Origin of the sequence: Aquibium microcysteis (assembly GCF_014495845.1) — a bacterium.
Classification (GTDB): Bacteria; Pseudomonadota; Alphaproteobacteria; order Rhizobiales; family Rhizobiaceae; genus Aquibium; species Aquibium microcysteis.
Genome location: NZ_CP061080.1, coordinates 5892583 through 5915968 on the forward strand (window position 1 = coordinate 5892583; position 23386 = coordinate 5915968).

The window sequence follows — 23386 nt, forward strand, 5'->3', positions numbered from 1 at the left end:
GGGCGGCGGACTGGAACCCATTCCTCCCTCCCGGCCGGCGGATCCGCCGGACGCGCCATCCTAGCCGCATCCTCCCGGCGTTGGAACCGCCGCCGCGTACAGGGGCCGGGCCAGTCGCGATACTGAAGAAAACGGCGTGAGCTTCATGGACAGGCAGACGAATCGCCCGCTACACTTTCCGCGGGAGTTTTTTTCATGCCGATACTGGAGATCAGCCAGCAGCCTGGCCGCGCGCCGGACCGCTACGACGTCGAGGTCGAGCTTTCCGACGTGCTGGGCGTCGGCAAGATCAGGTTTTCCCGCGAGATCGCCTTTGCACTGCCGGCCGCCGACCGCGAACGCATCCGCTGGTATCTGGAGGATTATCTCGAATTCGACCATGACCCGGCGCCGGCCATAGCCAAGAGCGTGGAAACGCTGATGGAGCGGACAGGCGCCGATCTGTTCGCACAGGTCTTCCAATCCTCGCCCGAGGGCCAGCGCTGCTGGGCGCTGGCGTCGATGGCGCTGCCGCAGACGCGCATCGAGATCGTCACCGACGTGAGAACCGCGACCGACCTTCCCTGGGAGCTGATGCGCGATGCGGCATCCGGCACGACGCTGGCGCTGTCGGCACGCGAATTCGTGCGCGGCGCCCGCGGCGCGCAGCAAATGTTCGTGGCGCAGGAAGAGCCGGGCGTCGTGCGCATCCTGCTCGTCATTGCGCGGCCCGGCGGCGGGCGCGACGTTCCCTTCCGCTCGGTGGCGAGCCGGCTGGTGCGCAGGCTGGGCGATGCCGCCGGCAAGGGCTGGCGGCTCGACGTGCTGCGGCCGCCGACCTTCCGGCAGCTGGCGAGCGTGCTGCGGACGGCGGCGGATTCAGGCGAGCCCTATCACGTGGTGCATTTCGACGGCCATGGCGGCTATGGCGACCTGGCATCGCCGTCCGACGGGATGGGACGGTCCTCCGTCCATGCCTACGACGCGGCGGCGGGCGGCCGGCAGGGTTTCCTCGTCTTCGAGGACGACGAGAAGGAGGACCGCAGCGATTGCGTCGGCGGCGACCGGCTCGGCCCGCTGCTGCGCGATGCCGGTGTGCAGGCGCTGATCCTCAATGCCTGCCGCTCGGCTTTCGCCGAATCGCCCAACGAGCCCGCGCCGGAGAGTGATGAAGCCAGGACCGCGCTGGCCGAAGCGGCGGCCTACGGCTCGCTGGCGCAGCAGGTCATGCAGGCCGGCCTCGGCGGCGTGGTGGCGATGCGCTATTCGGTCTGGGTCGTCACCGCCGCGGATTTCGTGGAGCGACTCTACGAGCGTCTTTCGTCCGGCGCCACGCTCGGGCAGGCGGTGGCGGCGGCGCGCAAGGCGCTTGCCGACGATCCGATGCGCGAGGTCGGCGCGGTGCCGCGGCCTTTGAGTGACTGGCACGTGCCGCTGGTGTGGGAGCGCGCGCCGCAGCGGCTCTGGCCGCAGAGGGCAGCGGCCGTGCTCGCGGCACCGCAGGAAGCGTCGCGCGGCGCCTTCGTCGATCCGAAGCTGCCGCGCGCGCCGGATTTCGGCTTCTTCGGCCGCGACGAGACGCTGCATGCGCTCGACCGCGGCTTCGACGACAGGGGCGATTTCTCGCAGCGCGTCATCCTGCTCTCGGCCTTCGCCGGCAGCGGCAAGACGCAGGTCGCGGCCGAGTTCGCGCGCTGGTATGCCGCCACCGGCGGGGTGCAGGGCGCCGTGCTGTTTTCCTCCTTCGAGCGGCACCTGCCGCTGCCGCGCGTGCTGGACAGGATCGGCGAAATGTTCGGAGGCGCGCTCGCGGCCGCCGGCGTGCAGTGGCATGCGATCGTCGACGAGGCCGAACGGCGGGCGGTGGCGCTTGACGTCCTGCGGCAGGTGCCCGTCCTGTGGATCTGGGACAATGTCGAGCCGGTGGCCGGCTTCCCGAGCGGTGCCGTGTCGGCCTGGTCGCCGGAGGAGCAGCGCGAACTCGCCGATTTCCTGCGCGACGCGGCAGGGACCAAGGCGAAATTCCTGCTCACCTCGCGCCGCAACGAACGGGCCTGGCTGGGCGACCTGCCGCTGCGCCTGGCGCTGCCGCCGATGCCGATGCGCGAGCGCCGGCAGATGGCGGCGGCCATCGCTGCCAGGCACCGCAAGCGGCTCGCCGACCTGCCCGACCTGACCACGCTGCTGCGCTTCACGCGCGGCAACCCGCTGACCGTCAGGGCCGCCGTCGGCGGCATGCTGGAGCAAGCCGTCGCGACGGCCGCGCAACTGGCGGACTATGTCGCGGCGCTGGAGGCGGGCAGGGCGCGATTCGGCGACGAAGCCGGGGAAGGCCGCGACGCCTCGCTGGCGGCGTCGCTGTCCTACGGCTTCGCACACGGGTTTTCGGAGGCCGAGCGGGCGGCGCTGGCGCTGCTGCACCTGTTCCACGGGTTCGTCGACGTCGACGCCGTGCGAATCATGGGTGATCCCAACGCGCCGTGGACGATGGAGGCCGTACGCAACGCGACGCGCGAGACGCTGATCCCCCTGTTCGACCGCGCCGCCGAGATCGGCCTGCTGACGGCGCTGGGCGACGGATACTATTCCATCCACCCGGCGCTGCCCTGGTTCTTCCGCGACCTGTTCGAGCGGCACCATGCCAGCGAGGCAGGGGAGCGGGCGAGAACGGCCTTCGTCGCGGCGATGGGGATGCTTGGCAATTTCTATCATAACCAGATCAACAGGGGAAACGCCGACGCTCGTGCCGGGCTCGCGGCCGAGGAGGACAATCTGCTCGCCGCCTGGTCGCTCGCGACCGAGGCGGGCGACTGGGCGCGCGCTATCCGCTGCATGCAGGGCCTGAAGGAGATATACGCCTATGGCGGCCGGCGCGGCGCCTGGCGGGCGTTGGTCGCGCCGCTGCGCCAGGCCCTGCTCGACCCGCATACCGAGGACCCGCCGCCGGGCCTGGAGGACGAATGGTTGCTGGCGTTGGAGTATGACGCCGGGATCGCGATGGAGGACCGTGACTGGAGCCACGCGGCGGCAATCCTCCGGAACAGGATCGACTGGCGCCGGACGACGACGGCGGGCGCACGGGCCAGGGCCGATGCCGAGCGAACGGGAGCGGAGCGTAACGCCCTCCGCTCGCTCGCGGCTTCGCTACATCAGCTTGGCGAGATGCTCACCGAATCCGGATCGCCCGACTGCGTGCCCGCGCTGGAGGAAGCGAAAGACATAGCCGCCGTGATCGGCGACCGCCGGGTCGAAGCCGGTTGCGCCTTCTATCTCGGCAATGCCCATGTCCGCGTGCCCTCGATCCGCGATCTCGGCACAGCGGAGCATTGGTACCGCACCTCCCTGGCGCTCCGCGCCGCCGACGACCGCGCCGGACGCGGCAGGTGCTACGCCCAGCTCGGCAGCGTGGCGCTCCGGCGCTCCTACGACGCCCGCGTGGCCGGCGCCGACGCGGAGACTTTACTTGGACACCTGAATGCCGCGTACGAGGCCTATCGCGAAGCGCTCGACGCCTTCGGCGCGGACGATCTCGCCAGCCTTGCCGTCACGCACAACCAGTTAGGTGTCGTCTTCCGAATCGGCGGCGCTGTCGACCAGGCGCTGGCGCACTATCGCCAATCGATCGCGTTCGAGGAGCAGGCGCAGAATCCCTTCGGCTCGGCAGAGACGCGCTTCAACGTCGGGCTGATGCTATTCGAAGAGGGCCGCCTGTTAGAAGCGCGCGCCTATGCGCACGCCGCGCGCGAACAGTTTGCATCGCTGCGGGACGCCGAAACTTATGTCGAGGATTGCGACCGCCTCCTCGCCAAGATCGAAGCCGCCATCGCCGCCCAGGGAGACCCTCCGCCATGACCCCGAACCCTTTCGCCGACCTGCCCGTCATCGCCCGCCTGCCGCCGGAGGCGGCGCTGGCGCGGCTGGAGGCCATGGGCGAGCCGCTCGAAAAGGCCGAGGACGTGGAGGCCCCGGTCGCCTTCGAAACCGGGCGGCCGCGCTCGCTGCGCGACTGGCTGACCGGCGGGCCGCGCCCCTGGCAGCACACCGCGCACACGATCGGCTTCCTGCCCGCCGCGGCCATGCCCGGCGCCGACGGGCTGCTGCCCATCCACGGCGTCGGCGAGACGCAAGCCGACGCCTCGCTGAAGAACGCCCGCGTCTCGGTGCGGCTCAACGCCTTGCGCGTGGCTGCCTATCCCGGTGCCGGCATCCACCGCATCCTGTTCGACTTCTACGCCCGCAACCAGACTGAAGGCGGCGGCGAGGACCTGCATTTCAACGCCACCTACCGCGCCCGCGAAGGCGAGCGCGCGCCGATCCTCGGCTATCCGATCTTCAATGGCCTCAGCGTCGGCACCGAAGGCGTCGCCTTCCGCTTCCACACCGTGAACGTGAAGAACGACGACGACGAGGCGATCCTCGACTTCCTCGAAGGCGATTCCTTCAAGGCCGGCCTGAAGCTCGCCACCACCGCCCAGCCGGCGATCGCGCCGCTCTCGTCCATGGCGCTCGGCGTCACCAAGGCGCTTGCCGCGCGCAACCGCAACGTCTCGGTGCAGGACATGTTCATCGGCCTCGATTTCTCCGCCAACGCCATGGGCGCGCGGCTGGCCGAGGGCGACGTGATCGCGGTGCAGATCCCCGAGACGCTGGTCTCGGTCTGGGACTGGTCGCTCTGGGCCTACGACCGCGCCCAGGGCCGTATCGTCGACCGCGCCACGCGGCGCACCCTCATCCCCTACAACTACGTCGCCTTCAGCGTCACGCGTTACGAGGGCGCGTGAGGCGGCGCGCCGGCTGGACCCGGCGATGGAGGTGGGCGCACGTGAGGCAGTGGTCAGTCGGCCGCCGGATAGAGCCTATCGGATGAGTTCGACGGGGCAGGGCAGGTCAAGGTCGGCCCAGACGCGGTCGGCGGTGACGACGGTGGCGTTCAGGCGGGTCGCGGTGGCGATGCAGGCGCGGTCGGCGAAAGAGAGGCCCGCGCGCTTCGTCGAGGGACGCGGGAGCGCGGCGGCAACCGCGAGGTCGGCGTCGAAGTCGACGAAGTGCACATCCTGAGACGCCAGAAACGCCCGCATGAGATCGAGAGGCGTGCCCTTCTCTGCGCCTCGCATCAGGGCTTCGCTGGCGTTCACGGTCGACATCGACGCTCCACGCATTCGCGCGCTCGCCCGGTCGGCGCCGATCTCGCTGCGGATGATCGCGAGGAGCGCCGACGCGTCGATGACGTAACCCGTCATTCGTGCGAACCCGACGGGGTTTGGCTGTGGCCCTCTCTGGCAAGGCGATCGTAGCGCTCGTCTTCCCGCCGTGCCTCTTCCCGCCGCTCGGCGATCAGCTCGTCGACGACGCTCGGCTCGTCGGGATGTTCGGCCTTCCATCTGCGTGCGAAGGCCTGGACGCGTTTCAGCGCCACGTCCGGCGAGACGATCCGGAACTCGCCATCCTCGACCCGGGCCGTAACGGTGTCGCCTGGCCTGACCAGCATCGCCGCCCGCAGTTCCGCAGGGATCACGATGCGCCCGGCGGTGTCGATCTTCAGCCGCACGTAGTCGACCGACCGCAGGCCGGTCTCTTCGGCCTCGAAACGGCGAGGTTCCTCGGCAAATCCACGCGCTGCCATAGTCCGTCTCCGCTGCCAAACCACACCCATGATGACAGAGAACTGCCCGGCTGGCAAAACGGATCATCGCCTGCGATGGCGTCCGAAGCGGCGTTGACAATGCACGAATGATATCACATTCTAGTATCACGTTCGGTCGACCGCGCATGACGTGCAGCGATCCGAAGGCAGCAACGGCCTGTGTCCCTTGCTTGTTTTCAGGAGGCTGGCATGCGCAGGAAGCACGAAGAAACGCTCGATGCGATCTTTCACGATCCAGTCAGCGGATCGATCAAGTGGCGAGACATCGAGGCCTTGCTGATCGCGCTTGGCGCGGAGATGAGCGAAGGAAGCGGCTCGCGTGTCCGGTTCGTGTTGAGAGACCGTAGCTTGATCATTCACCGGCCGCATCCCTCGCCGGATACAGACAAGGGGGCGGTGAAGGCGGTCCGGCGATACTTGAAAGAGGTTGGTTACAAGCCATGAACCCGTACAAGGGATATGTCGCGGAGATCTGGTACGAAGAAGACGACCATGCTTTTCATGGTATCGTGCATGGTATCCGCGATACGGTTCATTTCACCGGCGCGAGTTCGCATGAACTGTCGCAAGCCTTCCGCGACAGCATCGACGAGTATCTCCGTTTCTGCGCCGAGCGGGGCGTGGAACCCGAGAAGCCATACTCGGGAAAGCTGGCTCTGCGAACCACGCCGGAAATTCACGCGCTGCTGAGCAAGGCGGCGGCCAATGAAGGCAAGTCCATCAATCAGTGGATTTCCGAGACTCTCGAAGAAGTCGCCCGAAAACGATTGGAAAGCGGCGCGACGAAGGTCAGGACGAAGGTCCACTGATCACCCTTCGCCCATCATCTCCCGCCCGATCAGCCAGCGCCGGATCTCGCTCGTGCCGGCGCCGATCTCGTAGAGCTTGGCGTCGCGCAGCAGGCGGCCGGCGGGATAGTCGTTGATGTAGCCGTTGCCGCCGAGCAGCTGGATGGCGTCGAGCGCAGCCAGCGTCGCCTTCTCCGAGGCGTAGAGGATGCAGCCGGCGGCGTCCTTGCGGGTGGTCTCGCCGCGGTCGCAGGCGGCCGCCACGGCATAGACATAGGCCCGGCAGGCGTTCATCGTCGTGTAGAGATCGGCGAGCTTGCCCTGCACCAGCTGGAATTCGCCGATCGGCTGGCCGAACTGCCGACGCTCGTGCACATAGGGCATGACGACGTCGAGGCAGGCGGCGAGGATGCCGAGCGGTCCGCCCGCCAGCACCACGCGCTCGTAGTCGAGCCCCGACATCAGGATCTCGACGCCGCGGCCTTCCTCGCCGAGCACGTTCTCGAACGGCACCTCGACGTCCTGGAACACCAGTTCGCCGGTGTTCGATCCGCGCATGCCGAGCTTGTCGAGCTTCTGCGCCACCGAGAAACCGGCGAAACCCTTCTCGACGAGAAAGGCGGTGATGCCGCGCGAGCCGCGCTCCGGATCGGTCTTGGCATAGACCACCAGCGTGTTGGCGTCGGGGCCGTTGGTGATCCACATCTTGGAGCCGTTGAGCACATAGCGGTCGTTCTTCTTCTCGGCACTGAGCCGCATCGAGACGACGTCCGAGCCCGAGCCCGGCTCCGACATGGCGAGCGCGCCGACCGCCGCGCCCGAGCAGAGCGCCGGCAGGTAGCGCGCCTTCTGCTCGGCCGTGCCCCAGCGGTTGATCTGGTTGACGCAGAGATTGGAATGGGCGCCGTAGGACAGGCCGACCGACGCCGAGGCGCGGGAAATCTCCTCCATCGCCACGACATGGGCGAGATAGCCCATGCCCGAGCCGCCGAAATCGGGATCGGCGGTGACGCCGAGCAGGCCGAGCGCGCCGAGTTCGGCCCAGAGCCCGGCGGGAAATTCGTTCGAGCGGTCGATCTCGGCGGCGATCGGCGCGATGCGCTGCTGCGCGAAACGGCGCACGGTCTCGCGCAGCGCGGCGACGTCCTCGCCGAGGCCGAAATCCATCACGTGGTCATACATCGAGCCTCTCCTTGGCTTGCTCCGGGGCGCCCTGACGTCGCGTCGGCTCGACGCCGACGAGCCGCATCGTCATGGCGTGGTAGGTGGCGGCGACCTCCTCGACCGACAGACGCTCGTCCGGCCGGAACCAGACGATCACGCCGGTGATCATCTGGATGATCGCCATGGCCGTCAGCGTCGCGTCCTCGATCGCGAAATCGCCCGCGGCCGCGCCCTCGCGCAGGATCTGGCGCAGGTCCTTCTCGTAGGCGGAGCGCAGCCGCAGCATGGCCGTCAGCCGCTCCGGCGACAGGCTGCGCAGCTCCATGTTGGAGACATGCGTCGCGTGCCGCCGCTCGACGTGGAAGACGATGTGGTTCTCCACGAAGGCGGCGAGCCGCACGCGCGGCGTCCCGCCGGGATCGGCCGCAGCCCAGGCCGCGATCAGCGCCTCCATGTGCTCGCGCATCAGCGTGAACAGCAGGTCCTCCTTGGTGGGGAAGTAATTGTAGAGCGCCGCCGCCTGCAGCCCGATCTCCGCCGCCAGCCGCCGCATCGACACCGCCTCGTAGCCATGCCGCGCGATCAGCCCCACCGCCGCCTCCCGCAGCGCCGCTTCCGTCTTCTCGCCGTACGAACCGGTCGTGCGTGCCAAGGCGTGGTTCCTCCTGAGGCGATGAATAAAACGAACGGTCGTTTCATTCAAGGGGTGGACGTCGCCTGAGGCTGATTCGGGTTCTGATCGGGGCGGGCGGCCGCTGCGCGGAACCATGAGCGCTCAAGGCTACCATCCGCAGCGTCATTCGTGGAGCGACATTCAAAATGTGTTCATGCGGATCGGCCGCGCGACATATCGAATTGGCTCTTTCATCGAAGTCATGTAATTATCGGTCAATTCATCGTCCGGAGAATGCATCATGGACGGGTTTTTTGTTTTCCTGAAGGGCTACAGGCAGGAGATCATACTTCTTCTTGTTGCGGCCATCCTGTTCATGGGAATGGTCCAGTGGGCTTTCTGGATCGCCGGCTGGGGACGCTTCCGTCCGCGGGCGGACAACATGGCGCCTGGGCGGGAAGGCTTCGCCGAACGACCGATCCGTTTCGTTTTCGCGGAACTGTTTGCGAAACTGGTGAACGACTTCCGGCACCTGCTGGCACTCATCGTGATGCTGGTCTTTCTCTTCTCCGTCGCCTACGCGCTTTGGGTTGCAGGCACCAACGTCGACAACATGAACAAGGCCTTGCAGGCGGTCACCGGTTCTCTCAGTGGCATCATCGGAGTCATCATCGGCTACTACTTCGGCGAGACCGTCGCCCGCACCGGCGGGGCGGGCGATACCACGCAACCATCGGGAACCGCCCTTCAGGGTGGCGCGCCCGAGCAGAAGAATGGCGGACCTGATGACCTTGGCGTCGCCGCGCGGGAAGCCGCGCCACAGGTCGCTCCGCGGCCGGCGCCCGAGCCTGGAATCTAGCCATGTCCCGAAGCAATCTGCCCAAACCGGCCGGATGGCTTTCCAACGCACTTGGAGTTGCGGGCGGCCGGGACTATCTTGAGGATGGTCGATTGGACGCTAAGGCGTTCGGCGAGCATGGAGAGAGGTCATGGGCCTGAACGTCGCCGTCAAGGACAGCCTGAAAAACCCCTATGACCCTTCCGGGGCGCCCGAAATGCGGCGGCAGGCGGGAAAGAGCCCCTTGTACAAGGTCCACATCTATCTCGATGGGAACGATCTGCTCTTCGTCAACAGCGCGACCTACCACCTCCACCAGACGTTCGATCAACCGGTCCGGACCGTTTCTCGCTCCATCCGCAATCCGAACTGTAGCCTGGCGATCTGGACCTGGGGGATTTTCACGGTCCGGGTCATTGTCGAGGACAAGAGTGGCCAGAAGTACGAGTTCGTTCACCCGCTTACCTACGGCGCGGAGATAGAGCGAACCCCGCAGTCGGTCTTCAGGCAGGCCTCCTGAAGCGCTCGACCGCCACAAACTACCCCGCCCGCGCCGCGGCCAGCGCCTTCGGCAGTTCCTCCGCGAACAGGTCGAGTTCCGCGTCCAGCCCGACCGAAATCCGGATGCAGCGGTCGAGGCCGGGGGCCATCGGCTTGCGGATGAAGACGTCGCGGGCGAGCGTCTCCTGCAGCACCTTCAGCGCGAAGGCGCCGTCGGCGCCGCAGTCGATGGTGACGAAGTTGGTGGCCGACGGGATCGGCTCGAGCCCGTTGTCGCGGGCGATGCCGGCGATGCGCTCGCGGCCGGCCGCGACGCGGGCGACCACTGTGGCCAGATAGTCCTGGTCGGCGAGCGCGGCCTCGCCGGCCACCTGCGCCATCTTGTTGATGCCGTAATGGTTGCGCACCTTCTCGAAGCTGCGGATCACCGCGGCGTCGCCGAAGGCATAGCCGCAGCGCAGGCCGGCGAGGCCATAGGCCTTGGAGAAGGTCCGAAGCCGGATCAGGTTCGGCCGCGACAGGTTGACGCGCGGCTGCGCCGAGGCCGGTCCGGTCTCGCCATAGGCCTCGTCGAGCAGCACCAGCGTCGTCGGCGGGATCGCATCGATGAAGGCCTCGACGTCCGCCGCCTCCCACCACGTGCCCATCGGGTTGTCCGGGTTCGACAGGTAGACCACCTGCGCAGCGTCGCGCTTCACCGCGTCGATCAGACCCTGCAGGTCCTCCCTGTCGTCGCGATAGGGCACGGTGACCAGCCGCGCGCCGAAACCCGCGACATGGAAGTTGAAGGTTGGATAGGCGCCGAGCGAGGTGACGACCGTGTCGCCGGGACCGGCATGGAGTCGCACCGCCAGCCCCAGCAACCCGTCGATGCCCTCGCCGATGACCACGTTCTGCGCGCCGAGGCCGAGATGGCGCGCCAGCGCCGCCTTCAGGTCGAAATTGTCGGGGTCGCAGTATTTCCACATGGCACCGGCGGCCTCCGCCATCGCCGCGACGACCGAGGGTGCGGGGCCGAAACCGCTCTCGTTGGCGCCGATCCGGGCGCGGAAGGCGGCGCCCCGGCTGCGCTCCTGCGCTTCCGGTCCCACGAAAGGCACGGTCGAGGGCAGGGCGGCGGCAAGCGGCGTCAGGCGGGGAAGGCGTTGCATGTCGATGATCCGGCAGAAGGGCCGCGGACCGTAGGACGAAACCGGGCGCGAGGGAAGAAGGCAGGCGGACCGTCTTGGGGCTCGGGCGGCTTCGCCGACCGTCGCCCCAGCGCCGCCGTTCCGCAGCCGCGCCGGTGAAGCGTGCAGCAGCGTGCAGACGCGGGCGCTTCACCGAAGTCTGCATCATCCACGACCGCGGGCGAGGGGGGCCGGCGTCATGCCGTCCCGCCCGCTCCGTGCGGCCAGCCGGGGGAACGCGGCTCTCTTCGGGCAATGCGGCCACCTGTGCCGGGCCGAAGATTTTCCCCGCCTGGAACCCAGGCCGATTTGCGACATTGTTCCGGCAGTTCGGTGACCGGATGCCGCCGACGGGGACAGCACCAACGAAACCAGGATGCCCGCCTTACTCCGTATGGCGGCGAGGGAGGCTTTTCGCAATGACACTGAAAACGGCAATCCCGGGCAATCGCGCCGCATCCGCGACGGCACGCGTGCTCGCCATCGTCGCCCCGGCACTGCTGGCGTTGCTGCCGCTGTCGACCACGGCGTCCGAGGCCGGCAGTCTCTGCCGCCAGATCGAGCACAGGCTGGCTGCGGTCTCTGCCGTTCCGCACCGGGCACAGGATGGCCTCGCCCGCGCCGTCCGCCTCTCGCGGCAGGCAGGCTGCGGGCCGAACGGTTTCGCATCGCCCCGCGACACCCATTGCCGCGCGCATGCGAGCCGGATCCAGGCGCTCCGCTCCAGCGGTTTTGCTCCTGGCGATGCGGCTCGTGAGCGCAGCCGCCTGAAGGCAGCGCTTCGGGCCAACGGTTGCCAGCGGCAGCAGGTTGAAAGCCCTCGTCAGGTGGTGAGGGTCAAAAGCCCGGAGCCGGCCGTCCGCACCATGGACGGAACGATCCCGGTTCCGATGCCGCGCCCGGCGTCACCCTCCGAGATCTACCAGGCCAACTACGTGAAGCATGCCAGGACCCGGATGGCTGCGATCGACATGGCGCGTCTCGAGGAACTGGCGCAGCCCCGAGCCATCCCTCCGAGCCGCCAGTCGATCCGCATCGTCGGCGGTCGCTTCCTGGCCCAGCCGGACGCGGAGACGAACTTCATCGCCATCGCGACCGGCAGCGAGAGCGCGGCCAACGAAATCCTCGGCGGCGTGCTCGCGATCATCGGCGACGCCATCGTCTCGAAGGCCGTCGCCGCCGAGCCGTGAGCCGCGGGCGGCACCGCAGGCCTGCTCCTCCGATTTCCTCTTCGTGTCCGTAACCGTCCAGGGCTGGCGCATAGTTGTGCACATGGGGTGTCGTTCCGGAAGCGACTGCCCTAGAATGTCGGCAGGGAACGGTGGACGGAGGAAGGTTTGTCTGAAGTGAACGGGGCGCGCGTCCCGACGGGCTCGCGCACCTTGCGGGCCGCCACGGCACTGATCGTGCTGATGTTCGTCCTCTTCGTCGTGGTTCTGACCGTTTCCCTGCTGCGGGAAAGAGAAGCCGCGCAGCGCGCTGCCGAAGCCCGGGCGGCTGCGGCATCCCAGGTGGTCGCCACGAATGTCAGCTGGATCACGGAGCTCTCGCGTCAGGCGCTGGGGCGGATCGACGATGCCCTCGGCGTTGAGATTGCAGGCGGTTCGGCCAGTGTGGAGGAAAGGATCCGAAACGCGGTCGATCGTTTGCCGGGCAACGTCAAGGCCTATGTCGTCGGCGCGGATGGTGCCACCCTCTTCTCCACCGACCCCGACGTCCAGCCGATCGACATCCGCGACCGCGAATATTTCGCCGTGCCCGCCGCCGGTACGCGCTTTCACGTCTCCGCCCTGATGGTCAGCCGCCTGGACGGCAAGCAGATCTTCGTCTTCAGCCGTCGCCTCGAGCGCGGGGGAATGTTCCAGGGCGTGGCGATCCTGTCATTCGACGTGGATCTGTTTCGCGAGATCTGGCAGTCCCTGTCGCTCGACGCGCTCTCGACCGTCAGCGTTCTGCGGGAGGATGGACAGCTGGTCGCCCGCTATCCGCTGGCGGACGGTCCGCTGGATCTGTCGAAATACGTCCTCTTCACCGAGTATCTGAAGCTCGGGGACGCGGGAACCTACCCCGCGGTGTCGCCGGCCGACGGTGTCGCCCGCATCGTCGGCTATCGCCGCGTTCAGGGGGCGCCGCTCGTGGCCCTGGCGAGCGTTTCCAGGGATACTGCCTTCGCCCAGTTCCACCGCAACACCGCCATCACCCTCCTCTTCGCGGTCCCGACAGCGCTGGCGCTGGCGCTGGCGACGGTGTTCATCTTCCGGTTGCTTCGGCGCGACCGTGACCGGCAGCGCAGGCTCCTCGAAACGCTGGAACTGAACCGCATGCTCGTGCGGGACACGCATCACCGGGTGAAGAACAATCTCCAGGCGATCATGTCGCTGGTCAGGCTGCACGGACTGCCGCAGCAGATGAAGGCCGATCTGCAGGGACGGATCTTGGCGATGACGGCCGTGCACGAGCACCTCTATCGCCTCGACCAGTTCGCCGAGGTGAACGCGGACACGCTCATTCCGGCGATCGTCGATCCGCTGCGGGAGGCTTTCGCGCAGCCGGTCACGATCCACTACGACATCGACCCGGTCATGCTCCACCACGACCAGGCCACGCCGCTGGCGCTCGTCGTCAACGAGGTCGTCACCAACGCTCTGAAATATGCCTTCCCCGACGGCCGGGCCGGGACGATCCACGTCGCGTTCAAGTCCCGCGACGGCAGCCATGCGGAACTGTCCATCGGCGACGACGGCGTCGGTTTCGATCCGACGATGGCGACCAGCGGACTGGGCGGTCGGCTGGTCCGCGCCATGCTGGTCCAGCTGGGCGGCAGCGAGCCGGAATATTACTTCCGGGGCGGCACGCGTTTCCAGACCCTCGTCACGCTCATCGATCAGGCGGGGCAGCAGCGGAAGGCCGCCGCATAGACGGCGCGCGCTGCCGGTCGTCAGAGCCGCCGCGCGATCTGCCGCAGCATGGACTTTTCCCGCATCGTCGACGGATCGTGGCTGGGCTCGGGGCGCGACGACAGCTTCACCAGCACGACCCGGCGCACCGGATCGATCCAGATCCACTGCTCGTGGATGCCGATGGCAGCAAGGCTGCCATGGTCGTCGCCGGTGTCGTACCAGCAGGAGCGATAGCGTCCCTTGCCGAACAGTCCGGCGAAGTCGCCTGTCGCCCAGGCCTGCCGGTCGCCGTTGCGGCGGATGTCCTCGATCCAGTCGGCCGGCACCACCTGCCGGCCGCCGGCGGTTCCGCCGTCGAGCATCATCTGGCCGAACCGGGCAAGGTCGCGCGCCGTGACCGAGATGCCGCCGGCCGCACGGGCCGTCCCGGCCCGGTCGACGGTCACGCTGGCCGCTCCGCGACCGCCGAGATGGCGCCAAAGGCGATCGGCGAGATAGGCGTGGAAGCGCACGCCCGTGGCGCGCTCGATCACGAGGCCGAGCATGTCGGTGTCGGGCGAGGCATAGTGGAACCGCAGCCCATGCGGATGCTCCGCCTTCGGCAGCGAGACCAGCACTTCTTCCAGCGTTTCCTCGCGACCCGTCTCGTGTTCGGGGTTCCACAGCATCGCCCGCCTGTAGCGGTCGAAGTCGCTCTGCCGGTCGAGATAGTTCTCCTCGAAGGAGAGGCTGACCGTCATGTCGAGCAGGTGCCGCACGGTGGCGTCGGCATAGGCGCCGCCCCGCGGAACGGGCACGTAGGCCGTGACCGGCGCGTCGGGATCGAGTGCGCCTTCCGCGGCCGCGATTCCGGCAAGCAGGCCGGTGACGGATTTCGAGATCGAGAAGATGAGGTGCGGTGCGTCGCGATCGCAATGCGGCGCGTACCACTCCGCGACCAATCGATCGTCCTTCAGGGCGACGAAAGCGTCGCCGTGCGACTGCGAAAGGTGGTCGAGTGCATGGATCGGGCTGCCGTCGGGCAGGCTGAGGTCGAGCGCCGTCAGCGCGCCGTATCCAGGTGACGGCTCGGTCTCTCCCCGTGCCGCAGCGATCTCGGCCGTCGGCACGATCTCGCGCACGTTCTGGAACGACCAGCGGCTGTTCGGATGGGTGCGCCAGTTCGAAAGGCTAACCGTGCCGCGGGAAATGCTGTCGGACATGAATCTCGGCTCCGGATGGTCACCGACCATCCATAGGTTCGCCGCGGCTGTCTGCGCAACGGAAAAACCCGGCGGTTGCCCGCCGGGTTTCCAAGGCCCCCGCCTCAGATAGATCGGATCAGAAGAAGCGCGTCAGGCGCAGGAAGCCCGAAGCCGTGCCGTCGAGGTTGTCGATCTTGTCGTAGTAGATCTCCGAGCGGATCTCGAGGTTCTCGACCGGCGTATACACGAGGTTGAGCTCGGCGGTATAGCCGTCCAGGCCGGTAGAGACCGAGGACTGCGCCGCATAGAGGTCGCTGTAGTACTGGAAGCCGACGGACGCGCCGAACTTCTCCGTGATCTGGTGGTAGTAGGAGGCCAGGACCGACCATTCGGCCGCACCATTCCCGTCGGTGAGGGCTTTGAACGGGCTGCCGACGCCGAAGACGTTGTCGCTGTCGGAATAGTAACCGATCAGGCGGAAGGACGAACCCTCGAAGCCGGGAATGTTGTAATGCAGGCCGAGCGTGGCGCCGAAGCCGTCACTGCCGAGGCCGTCATAGTCCTCGTCATAGCCGGCCTTGGCCCAGACGGCACCCCAACCCTGATTGTAGCTGACCGCACCGACCACGTCAGGCATGTAACCATCGCCTTCGAGATCGTCGTTCTCGAGCGAGATCGTCGCTGCGAAGCCCTGGTCCGAACCGAAGCTGTAGGAGATCTGCTGCGTCTTGCGATAGCCGTAGCTCAGCGAGCCCCAGGAGTGCGAGCCATAGGAGGCGACGCCGGCGCCGATCGAGTCGTTCCACACCGTCTCGGTGAAGCCGACGCGGAAACCGCCGAGCTGCACGAAGGCGTTGTCCATGACGTAGCCGGCGTCGGCATTCGACCCGGCGTCGGCCTGGATGCGCATCATGGCGCGCAGCGTGCCCCACTCGGTGCTGGAGCGGGCGTCGACCTGCAGGCGTGCGCGGGTCATGGCGAGCCAACCGCCGTCACCTTCGTTGCTGCCGGTGGTCTGGTAGTCCGGGGAATCACCACGACCTTCGAAGGTCTCGGTGGCCACCTGGAAGAAGACCTGGCCCGAGAACTGCAGGCAGGTCTCGGTGCCGGGGATGTAGAAGAAGCCCGCGCCGTACATGTCGCAGACGCGCACGTACTCGACCGGCTCCGGCTCGGCGATCACGACCGCATCGGCTGCATAGGCGGCATTGCTGCCGGCGAGGGCGGCGGCGCTGGCGAGGAGGAGATTCCTGATCTTCATGTCCTGTGTCCCAAAATTCGCTTGTTCTGGCGAAAGCCGGCCTGCCGTCCCCGTTGGCGGTTTGGTTCCGCCGCCCCGTGAATACGTCGTGATCGTCGCCTTCTTCTTCAGGATCATTCACCCTCTTTGCCGGATCAAGATATTTTGCGGCCAGCGGTTGCGGTGCAGCATCGAATGCGGACCGCTGTTGCAAGAATGTGACGAATGCTTCCGTCTCTATCCGCTCATGCCGGAGGAAATGGCATCATGTTGCGCCTCCGCGCGGCATTCGCCCATTCCGCGGGCAGAGCAGCCGTTCCATGATTCGTCCGGCGAAGAAGGTGCACCTCAGGGGAGCGGATCGGGCTGCGACCGAACACGCTTTTCGGGTGCGAACGGAAAAGGCCCGCGACACGAATGTCGCGGGCCCTGGCCTGGAGACCGACGTCCGGATCAGAAGTAGCGCGTGAAGCGCAGCAGGCCCGACCAGGTGTCGTCTTTCCGGCCACCGCGGAGATTCTCCTCGCTGGCATAGGAGCCCTCGAGGCGGACCTCGAAATTGGTGACCGGGAGCCACACCACCGCGCCCTGCACCAGGTAGGCCTTGTCGCCGGAGAACTCCTTGAAGTACTGGCCGCCGACCGTCGCGCTCCACTGGGCGTTGATCTTGTGCAGATAGGAGCCGGCGACCGACCACTCCACGGTGCCCGCTTCGCTCGAGCCGCCGCCGCTCACCGGCATGTCGAGCGCGTACATGTTCACGCCCGAGGCATAGAACATGCCCAGCCGCAGCGACGAGCCGGCGAAGCCGGGGACGTTGTACTGCGCAGCGCCGAGGACGGCATATTCTCCTGCCGATTCGTCATACGCCACCTTGCCCCAGACGCCGCCCCAACCCTGGCTGATGCCGGCGACGCCGACGACGTCGGGCATGTAGCCCTTGCCCTCGTTCTGATCGTTCTCGAGCGTGATGGAGCCGAACAGGCCGTTGGGGCCGGTATAGGCGTAGCCGATCTGCTGGCGCTGCTGCGAGGCGTGCTGGCCGCCGTCATCCGTGTGCAGGATGCCGAAGCGGGCGATGCCCGGCAGCGCCCACGGTGCCACGAAGGCCGATTCCGTGTAGCCGACGTAGAAGCCGCCGAGCTGCACCATCGCCTGGTCCATGCCGTAGGCGGCGTCGGCGTTGTTCGTCGCGTCGGCCTGGATGCGCATGAAGCCGCGCAGCGTGCCGAGTTCCGTTTCCGAACGGGCGTCGAGATTCAGACGGGCACGGGTGGTGAAGCGCCAGCCTTCGGCATAGTCGCCGGCATAGGTTCCGCCGCTGTAGGAGGCGCCGCCCCGTGCGCCGATCTGCATGCGGACGTAGCCGTCGAGCTTCAGGCACGTCTCGGTTCCCGGGATGTAGAAGAAGCCCGCACCGAACGCGTCGCAGACGCGTACGTATTCCACGGGCTCCGGCTCGGCGATCACGATCGCGTCGGCCGCAAACGCCGCGTTGACGCTCGTCAGGGCGGCAACGGAGGCGAGGGAGAGTCTCAGGTTCATCGTTTGGTTCCTGGTTTCTGTTCGGAAGACGCCGCCCCGGCCCCCGCTCCCCCGCCTGCGGAGAAGACGTCTTCGCAGGGACGGGTGCTCCTCTTCTTGCGCTGCCTCAACGCAAATCGTGTCCACATATTGCGCCGCACATCTCTTTTGCATGCAGCTGTTGCAGAATGGCAACGAACCGGACGTTAATCGAAAAATTTCGACTAAATAGGAGGCAGTGAGCGAGCGCTGAGCATTAATCCGAGAAATAGCGGAGTGATGTCGATTCTAAGGCGTCGGCCATTCGTGCTGCAGCGCATTATTCGCGCCGCACGGCGGCGCCCCCTTCGGCAATCGTGTCGCCGGGATGCAGCACGACGGCGTCTCCGGGCGCGAGCCCGTCCAGCACCTGCGCCGTCTCGTTGTTCATGCGTCCGATCTCCACGGGCCTCTGCCGCAGGCGGCCGTCTTCGAGGACGAACACGGTCCAGTCGCCGCCGGTCCGGAAAAGGGCGGGGATCGGTACGGTGAGGCAGCGCTGGCAGCTCCACACCGTCATCTCGGCGAAGACGCGATAGGCATGGCCGAGCCGCGCATCGCCTGCCTCGAGGTCCAGCACCGCGTTCACGCGCTGCTCCTCGATCCCGAGCGCCGAGACCTTGGTGAAGGCGGCCGGGTCCACCCGGCGCACGATCGCCGGCAGCGCCTCGTCGCCGCCCCAGCCCGTGATCGTTGCCACCGTTCCGGCACCGATGCGCACGGCATCCGACGACAGCAGGTCGACGACGATCTCCAGATCCGCCGTGTCGCCGATGTCGGCGATCGGAGCGCCCGCCGCCACCGCCTGTTCGCTCTGGGCATGGACCGCCAGGACGGATCCGTCGACCGGCGCGAGCAGGTTGACGCAGCAGCTGTCCTCGCCGCCGGGGCGCGGCGAGGGCATCAGCAGCCGCGCTTCGGCGCTTGCCAGTTCGGCCCGCCGAAAGGCGACCGTCGCCCGCGCGGCCTCGACGGCCGCCCTGCTCAGATCGACCTGGTTCTGCGCCTTCTGCAGCGCGCTCTCCGAAATGATGCCCGGCCCGAACAGCTTGAGCGCGCGGGCGAGTTCGTCCTCGGCCAGCTGCAGGCCGGTCTCGACGCGCTGCAGCTCGCTTTCTGCAATTCCCACGCCCGACCGTGCCGCGTCGCGCGCGGCGAGCAGTTCGGCTTCGGTGCGCCGGTCGATCAGCGGCGGATCGAGCGGGTGAATGGCGGCCACCACCGTCCTGCCCGCCACCACCGCATCGCCCTCCTCGAGCACGGTGCGCGACAGGTGACCCGCGATCGGCGCCGAGACGGTGTAGACGTCGCGCACCCGTGTCCGTCCCTCCTCGCGGATGGTCACCCGCATCGGCCCTTCCGTGACGAGCGCCACGTCGACCAGGGCCGGCTGCTCGCGCAGCGCCCAGGCGAAGCCGGCGACGATGGCCGCGGCGGCCAGCGCGAGGCCTGCCCTCTTCATCCAGATGGCGGTCATGTCCTACTCCCTTGTCTTGAGGACCCGCACCAGGTCGAGCCTGTCGATGCGCCGCCGCACGATCAGCGCGGAGACCAGCGCCACGACGAGCACGACGAGGCTCGAAACCGCGAAGGTCGAGCGCTCGACGATCAGCGGGATGCGGAAGAGGTCGCTCTCGAAGCCGCGCACCACGGACCAGGAGAAGCCGTAGCCGAGCGCCCAGCCCAGTGGCTGCGCCATGAGCACGATCGCGCCGAGCTCGATCAGGAGGACGCTCGACACCTCGCCGCGCGTGAAGCCCATCACCCGCAGGCTGGCGAGTTCGCGGGCCCGTTCGGACAGCTGGATCCGCGCCGAATTGTAGACGACACCGAACGTGATGATGACGGCGAGCAGCGTGTAGAGGGTCGTCATGATGGTGATGTTCTCGCCCACCGTCTCGCGGAAGCGGGCGCGCGAGACGCCCTGCAGCGCGATGGAGGCCACCGCCGGCGTCTGCTTCACCGCCGCGTAGAGATCGTCGAGCCGCGACCCGTCGATCGCCACGCGCACGCCCGAGAGCCGCGGGCCGCCGCCCACCAGCCTGTCCAGCGCGTCGAGGCGCATGGTCACGGCGAGGCCCACATAGCCCTGCACGATACTGGTCACCGGCGCCTCGACCAGGCGATGGCCCTTTTCCAGGAGTTCGATCTCGACGCGGTCGCCGATCGACAGCCGAAGCAGGTTCGCCACCCGCTCCGAGACCATCAGCCCGGTCGCCGGCGGCTCGACGGGCCGGAAATCCTCGTCGAGAACCCGCGCCAGCTCCGGTCGGGGCATGAGTCCCGAGATCGCCAGGCGGCGCTCCCGGTGACCCTTGCGCAGGATCACCGGCGTCGCGCGGAAGCCTTCCGCCCGCAGCACGCCGGGCATTGCCGCCACCGCCTGCAGCGCGCGCGGCGACCGCTCCATGCCGAAGCTGATCGTCGCGTCCTGCCGCTCGGTGCGGAAGAACACGGTGTCGATCATGAAGTCGATCGAATCGAAGGAGAACAGCGCCGTCACCAGCAGCGCCACCGCCATCGAGGTGCCCAGCGTCGTCATCAGCGTGCGCACCGGCCAGCGGACCAGATGACGCAGCGCCATGATCGTCAGCTGCGAGAAGACCTTGGCCAGCGCCACCGTACCGCCGAACAGCGAGCGATACTGCGTCGGCGCGGGCGGGCGCATGGCCACCGCCGGCGGCAGGCGCACGACGCTCCAGATCGCTCGTCCGGCTCCGGCCAGCGCTGCCGCCGCGCTGACGCCGGCCGCGATCACGTAGAGGTCGAGGCTCTGGCGGAAGATCAGGAAGGGGAAGGAAAAGAACTCGGCGTAGAGCCGGGTCATCCCGCGCCCGAGCCAGTTGCCCGCGAACGACCCGACGGCGATGCCGATCACGGCGATCACAAGCGTCAGCTTGGCATAGTGCCAGGCGGCCGCGAACGAGGAATAGCCCACCGCCTTCATCAGCCCCACCTGCTCGCGCTCCAGCGCGATCAGCCGGGTCAGGATCATGTTCACCAGGAAAGCCGAGACGAACAGGAAGATCGGCGGGATGATCACCGCCATGGCCCTGAGCTGCGTGAGCTCGTTGTCGAGGAAGGCATGCGAGGTCTGGTCGGTACGGTCATGCGCGCCGGTGCCGCCGTAGGGCTTCAGCAGCGCGTCGACACGGTCCATCACGCCGTTCAGCTCGGCGCCGCGCTGCGTGCGCAGGACGAGGTCGTTGAAGGCACCGTTCATGTCGAAGATGCCGGCGAGCGTCGTGCGCGGCATGTAGAAGACGCCGAAGCGGCGCTGGTCGGGCACCATGTCGCCCGGCCCGATGGCATAGACATATTCCGGCGACAGCACGATGCCGGTGACCGTCAGCACGCGCTTGCGGCCGTCGAGGATGGCCGAGAAGGTCGAGCCCGGAGCCATCCGGTGCGCCCTGGCGAAGGGCTCCGTCACCGCCACCTCGCCGGTGCGGTCCGCCTCCGGCAGGCGCCCGCTGCGCAGATAGAGCCGGTTGACAGCCGGATCGCCGCGGTCGGGTATCGAGACGGCGATCCCCGTCGCCGGCTCCGCCATGCCCGGCAGGTCGAGCAGCGTCGCCTTCACGATCCGCAGCTCCGCGGCGCTGACGCCCGGAACGGCAGCGATCTCCGCGCGCAGGTGCAGCGGCGCGCGGGTCAGGCCCGAGAAGACGGTGGCGAAGCGGTAGCGCTCGTAGAAGGCCGAGCGCGTCTCGTCGAGGGAACGGTAGGCGCCGACCGCGATGACGATGGTCATCACGCCGCAGGCCATGACGAGCGAGACCGCCAGCACCTGCGCCCACAGCCGCGCGAGGTCGCGGGCGAGCTTGCGGTCGAGGGCCGCGACCGCGATCACCAGGTCACCTCCGACGGCTTCGCCCGCCGCTCGTTCACGGTCGCTTCGGCGATCTGCCCGTCGCGGAAGGAGAAGACGCGGTGGGCGATCTGCCGGATGCCGGCATTGTGCGTGATGATCGCCATCGTCGTGTCGAGCTCCTCGTTGATGCGCGCCAGCGCCTCCAGCACGAGGATGCCGGTCCTGGAATCGAGCGCGCCGGTCGGCTCGTCGCACAGCATCACTTCAGGCCGCTTGGCGATGGCCCGCGCGATCGCCACGCGCTGCTGCTCCCCGCCGGAAAGCTGCGCCGGGAAATGGTGGATGCGGTCCTTGAGGCCGACCATCTCCAGCGCATCCTCCGGTCGCATCGGATTGGCGGATATCTCCGTCACCAGCGCGACGTTCTCCCAGGCCGTGAGGCTCGGGATCAGGTTGTAGAACTGGAAGACGAAGCCGACATGGTCGCGCCGGTAGGCGGTCAGCTGCCGCTCCGAAAAGCGCGTCAGCTCCTCGTCGCGGAAGCGCATCGTCCCGGACGACGGGGTGTCGAGCCCGCCCATGATGTTGAGCAGGGTGGACTTGCCGCTGCCGGAAGGGCCGAGCAGCACCGCGATCTCGCCCGCGGCGAGGTCGAGGTCGACGCCGCGCAGCGCATACACCTCCACTTCGCCGCTGCGGTAGACTTTCGTCAGACCGCGCGCGGAAAAGATCGGCCGGTCGGTGCGGGGGCTGTCCATGCCCGTTGTCTAGGCGGGGGGAGGGCGTTCTGCCTTGACGCGCGTCAATCGGCACCGCGAGGCGGCAACCGCAGCGGGAGACGCCTCAGCCGGCGTCCTTCCGCTTCCTCCAGTCCGCGAGCACCGTGCGGCGGCGGCGCGCCGCCGCATGCAGCGTCAGCGTCACCTCCTCGTCGGTCAGCTGGTGGAAATCGCGGTAGTGCAGGCTCAGCGCGCGAAACTGCGCCGGCTGCGACAGGCATACCACCCGGTCGGCCTCCAGCCGCAGCTCCTGCACGGTCCCGGCGGGCGCCACCGGCAACGCGACGAGGATGGCGCGAGGCGAACGCCGCCTCATGGCGCGGATCGCTACCCGCATCGTCGTGCCGGTGGCCGCGCCGTCGTCGACGAGGATGGCGGTCTTGCCGGTCACCGAGAGGGCCTTGCGCCCGCTGCGATAGGCGTGGGCGCGGCGTTCGAGTTCCGGCCGTTCCTGCTTCACCAGCGCGTCGAGTTCCTCTTCCGAAAGACCGTAGGCTTCCACCATCTCGCGGTTCAGGACGACGTCCGGCGGATTTCCGTCGACGATGGCCGCCACCGCCAGTTCCGGATTGGCCGGCGCGCCCACTTTTCGCACGATCACGAGATCGAGCGGCGCGTTCAGAGCGCCGGCGATCGGATCGGCCACGGGCACGCCGCCCCGCGGCAGCGCCAGCACGACGGGATCATGCGGCGAAAGCGCGGCGATTTCGCCCGCGAGCAGGCGTCCGGCCTCGGTTCGATCCTCGAACATGCTCGTCGACATCTCTCGGCGCCTCGCGGGCGGGCTGACCCGGCCCGCCGACGCAACCATGGGCGTAGCGCGGATGTTCCGCCTTGACCCTCGTCAAGCCTCGCCGCGCCCGATCCTGAACGCCTCGGTGGCGGACCTGGTCGGCTTTCCCGGCCTCTCCCCCTTCGCCGCTTCCAGGCATGCCGTCGACGGCATTGCCGGGAAGGCCGCGCTCGGGTGCGGCAAGCCGGGCTCCGCGTGGACGCGGTCGGTCGCGTGCGCGTGGGCACGCCCGAGGTCGATCCGTTCGCCGCGCAGGCGACCGGCAGTCCTCGTCATCGGAACGAACCTGCCGGTCGCCTGCGCCTGCGTGGCGCCGCACCAGCCAAAAAAAACGCCGACCCTCCGGGGGGAGAGGGTCGGCGGCAGGGTCTAGTCAGCGACGGCTCGGAGTAGGGGGGCGATGTCGAGGCCGCCGCT

The 23386-nt window shown here is 68.0% G+C and carries 21 protein-coding genes; 9 read left to right on the plus strand and 12 right to left on the minus strand.

Annotated features, from left to right (window positions below):
• Positions 1 to 195 precede the first annotated feature (195 nt).
• Together IAI54_RS27745 and IAI54_RS27750 are read left to right on the plus strand one after the other, a co-directional pair.
• Positions 196 to 3831 (plus strand): CHAT domain-containing protein, encoded by a 3636-nt coding sequence (locus IAI54_RS27745; RefSeq protein WP_187970250.1) that lies wholly within the window; start codon positions 196 to 198, stop codon positions 3829 to 3831.
• Positions 3828 to 4760, plus strand: coding sequence for a hypothetical protein (locus tag IAI54_RS27750; protein WP_187970251.1), 933 nt, complete (start codon positions 3828 to 3830; stop codon positions 4758 to 4760). The genes IAI54_RS27745 and IAI54_RS27750 overlap by 4 nt, the downstream gene beginning before the upstream one ends.
• Before the next feature lie 75 nt (positions 4761 to 4835).
• Here IAI54_RS27750 and IAI54_RS27755 read toward each other — a convergent pair whose 3' ends face one another.
• The gene (locus tag IAI54_RS27755; protein ID WP_187970252.1) at positions 4836 to 5219 is read right to left on the minus strand and encodes a type II toxin-antitoxin system VapC family toxin; all 384 of its coding nucleotides are present in this window, start codon (positions 5217 to 5219) and stop codon (positions 4836 to 4838) included.
• Positions 5216 to 5602, minus strand: coding sequence for an AbrB/MazE/SpoVT family DNA-binding domain-containing protein (locus IAI54_RS27760; protein ID WP_210321190.1), 387 nt, complete (start codon positions 5600 to 5602; stop codon positions 5216 to 5218). The genes IAI54_RS27755 and IAI54_RS27760 overlap by 4 nt, the downstream gene beginning before the upstream one ends.
• A gap of 210 nt (positions 5603 to 5812) precedes the next feature.
• Here IAI54_RS27760 and IAI54_RS27765 point away from each other — a divergent pair, with 210 nt between their 5' ends.
• Both IAI54_RS27765 and IAI54_RS27770 read left to right on the plus strand, forming a co-directional pair.
• On the plus strand, positions 5813 to 6067 hold the full coding sequence (locus tag IAI54_RS27765; RefSeq protein ID WP_187970253.1) for a type II toxin-antitoxin system HicA family toxin: 255 nt from the start codon (positions 5813 to 5815) through the stop codon (positions 6065 to 6067).
• Positions 6064 to 6432: a type II toxin-antitoxin system HicB family antitoxin gene (locus IAI54_RS27770; protein ID WP_187970254.1), complete on the plus strand. Its 369-nt coding sequence runs from the start codon at positions 6064 to 6066 to the stop codon at positions 6430 to 6432. The genes IAI54_RS27765 and IAI54_RS27770 overlap by 4 nt, the downstream gene beginning before the upstream one ends.
• On the opposite strand, the gene IAI54_RS27775 is transcribed toward IAI54_RS27770, so the two are convergent.
• Together IAI54_RS27775 and IAI54_RS27780 are read right to left on the minus strand one after the other, a co-directional pair.
• Positions 6433 to 7593 (minus strand): isovaleryl-CoA dehydrogenase, encoded by a 1161-nt coding sequence (locus IAI54_RS27775; protein WP_187970255.1) that lies wholly within the window; start codon positions 7591 to 7593, stop codon positions 6433 to 6435.
• Positions 7586 to 8227, minus strand: coding sequence for a TetR/AcrR family transcriptional regulator (locus IAI54_RS27780; protein ID WP_187970256.1), 642 nt, complete (start codon positions 8225 to 8227; stop codon positions 7586 to 7588). Before IAI54_RS27780 ends, IAI54_RS27775 begins: the two co-directional genes overlap by 8 nt.
• Positions 8228 to 8489: 262 nt before the next feature.
• Between IAI54_RS27780 and IAI54_RS27785 the strand changes: the two genes are divergently transcribed.
• Together IAI54_RS27785 and IAI54_RS27790 are read left to right on the plus strand one after the other, a co-directional pair.
• On the plus strand, positions 8490 to 9047 hold the full coding sequence (locus tag IAI54_RS27785) for a hypothetical protein (protein ID WP_187970257.1): 558 nt from the start codon (positions 8490 to 8492) through the stop codon (positions 9045 to 9047).
• Positions 9048 to 9177: 130 nt separating this feature from the next.
• Positions 9178 to 9546: a pYEATS domain-containing protein gene (locus tag IAI54_RS27790; RefSeq protein WP_187970258.1), complete on the plus strand. Its 369-nt coding sequence runs from the start codon at positions 9178 to 9180 to the stop codon at positions 9544 to 9546.
• Between the two features lie 19 nt (positions 9547 to 9565).
• Here the strand turns inward: IAI54_RS27790 and IAI54_RS27795 are convergent, their stop codons facing one another.
• A complete protein-coding gene (locus tag IAI54_RS27795) occupies positions 9566 to 10678 on the minus strand; it encodes a pyridoxal phosphate-dependent aminotransferase (protein ID WP_187970259.1) in 1113 nt (370 codons plus the stop codon).
• Between the two features lie 437 nt (positions 10679 to 11115).
• Between IAI54_RS27795 and IAI54_RS27800 the strand changes: the two genes are divergently transcribed.
• Together IAI54_RS27800 and IAI54_RS27805 are read left to right on the plus strand one after the other, a co-directional pair.
• Positions 11116 to 11886, plus strand: coding sequence for a hypothetical protein (locus IAI54_RS27800; protein ID WP_187970260.1), 771 nt, complete (start codon positions 11116 to 11118; stop codon positions 11884 to 11886).
• A 156-nt stretch (positions 11887 to 12042) separates the two neighbouring features.
• Positions 12043 to 13614, plus strand: a complete 1572-nt coding sequence (locus IAI54_RS27805) for a sensor histidine kinase (protein ID WP_235679456.1) — start codon at positions 12043 to 12045, stop codon at positions 13612 to 13614.
• 20 nt (positions 13615 to 13634) lie between these two features.
• Here IAI54_RS27805 and IAI54_RS27810 read toward each other — a convergent pair whose 3' ends face one another.
• From IAI54_RS27810 to IAI54_RS27840, 7 genes are all read right to left on the minus strand, one after another.
• On the minus strand, positions 13635 to 14798 hold the full coding sequence (locus IAI54_RS27810) for a serine hydrolase domain-containing protein (protein ID WP_187970262.1): 1164 nt from the start codon (positions 14796 to 14798) through the stop codon (positions 13635 to 13637).
• A gap of 118 nt (positions 14799 to 14916) precedes the next feature.
• Positions 14917 to 16041 (minus strand): porin, encoded by a 1125-nt coding sequence (locus IAI54_RS27815; protein WP_187970263.1) that lies wholly within the window; start codon positions 16039 to 16041, stop codon positions 14917 to 14919.
• Between the two features lie 432 nt (positions 16042 to 16473).
• On the minus strand, positions 16474 to 17565 hold the full coding sequence (locus tag IAI54_RS27820; protein WP_187970264.1) for a porin: 1092 nt from the start codon (positions 17563 to 17565) through the stop codon (positions 16474 to 16476).
• A gap of 298 nt (positions 17566 to 17863) precedes the next feature.
• Positions 17864 to 19060 (minus strand): efflux RND transporter periplasmic adaptor subunit, encoded by a 1197-nt coding sequence (locus IAI54_RS27825; RefSeq protein WP_187970265.1) that lies wholly within the window; start codon positions 19058 to 19060, stop codon positions 17864 to 17866.
• A 3-nt stretch (positions 19061 to 19063) separates the two neighbouring features.
• The gene (locus tag IAI54_RS27830) at positions 19064 to 21436 is read right to left on the minus strand and encodes an ABC transporter permease (RefSeq protein ID WP_235679188.1); all 2373 of its coding nucleotides are present in this window, start codon (positions 21434 to 21436) and stop codon (positions 19064 to 19066) included.
• Positions 21433 to 22155 carry an ABC transporter ATP-binding protein gene (locus IAI54_RS27835; RefSeq protein WP_187970266.1) on the minus strand — a complete coding sequence of 241 codons (723 nt, stop codon included), beginning with the start codon at positions 22153 to 22155 and terminating at the stop codon, positions 21433 to 21435. Before IAI54_RS27835 ends, IAI54_RS27830 begins: the two co-directional genes overlap by 4 nt.
• A gap of 85 nt (positions 22156 to 22240) precedes the next feature.
• A complete protein-coding gene (locus IAI54_RS27840; protein WP_187970267.1) occupies positions 22241 to 22927 on the minus strand; it encodes a phosphoribosyltransferase in 687 nt (228 codons plus the stop codon).
• On the opposite strand from IAI54_RS27840, the gene IAI54_RS27845 reads away from it, so the two are divergent.
• Positions 22926 to 23342 (plus strand): hypothetical protein, encoded by a 417-nt coding sequence (locus IAI54_RS27845; RefSeq protein WP_187970268.1) that lies wholly within the window; start codon positions 22926 to 22928, stop codon positions 23340 to 23342. The genes IAI54_RS27840 and IAI54_RS27845 overlap by 2 nt on opposite strands.
• The last annotated feature ends 44 nt before the right edge of the window (positions 23343 to 23386 follow it).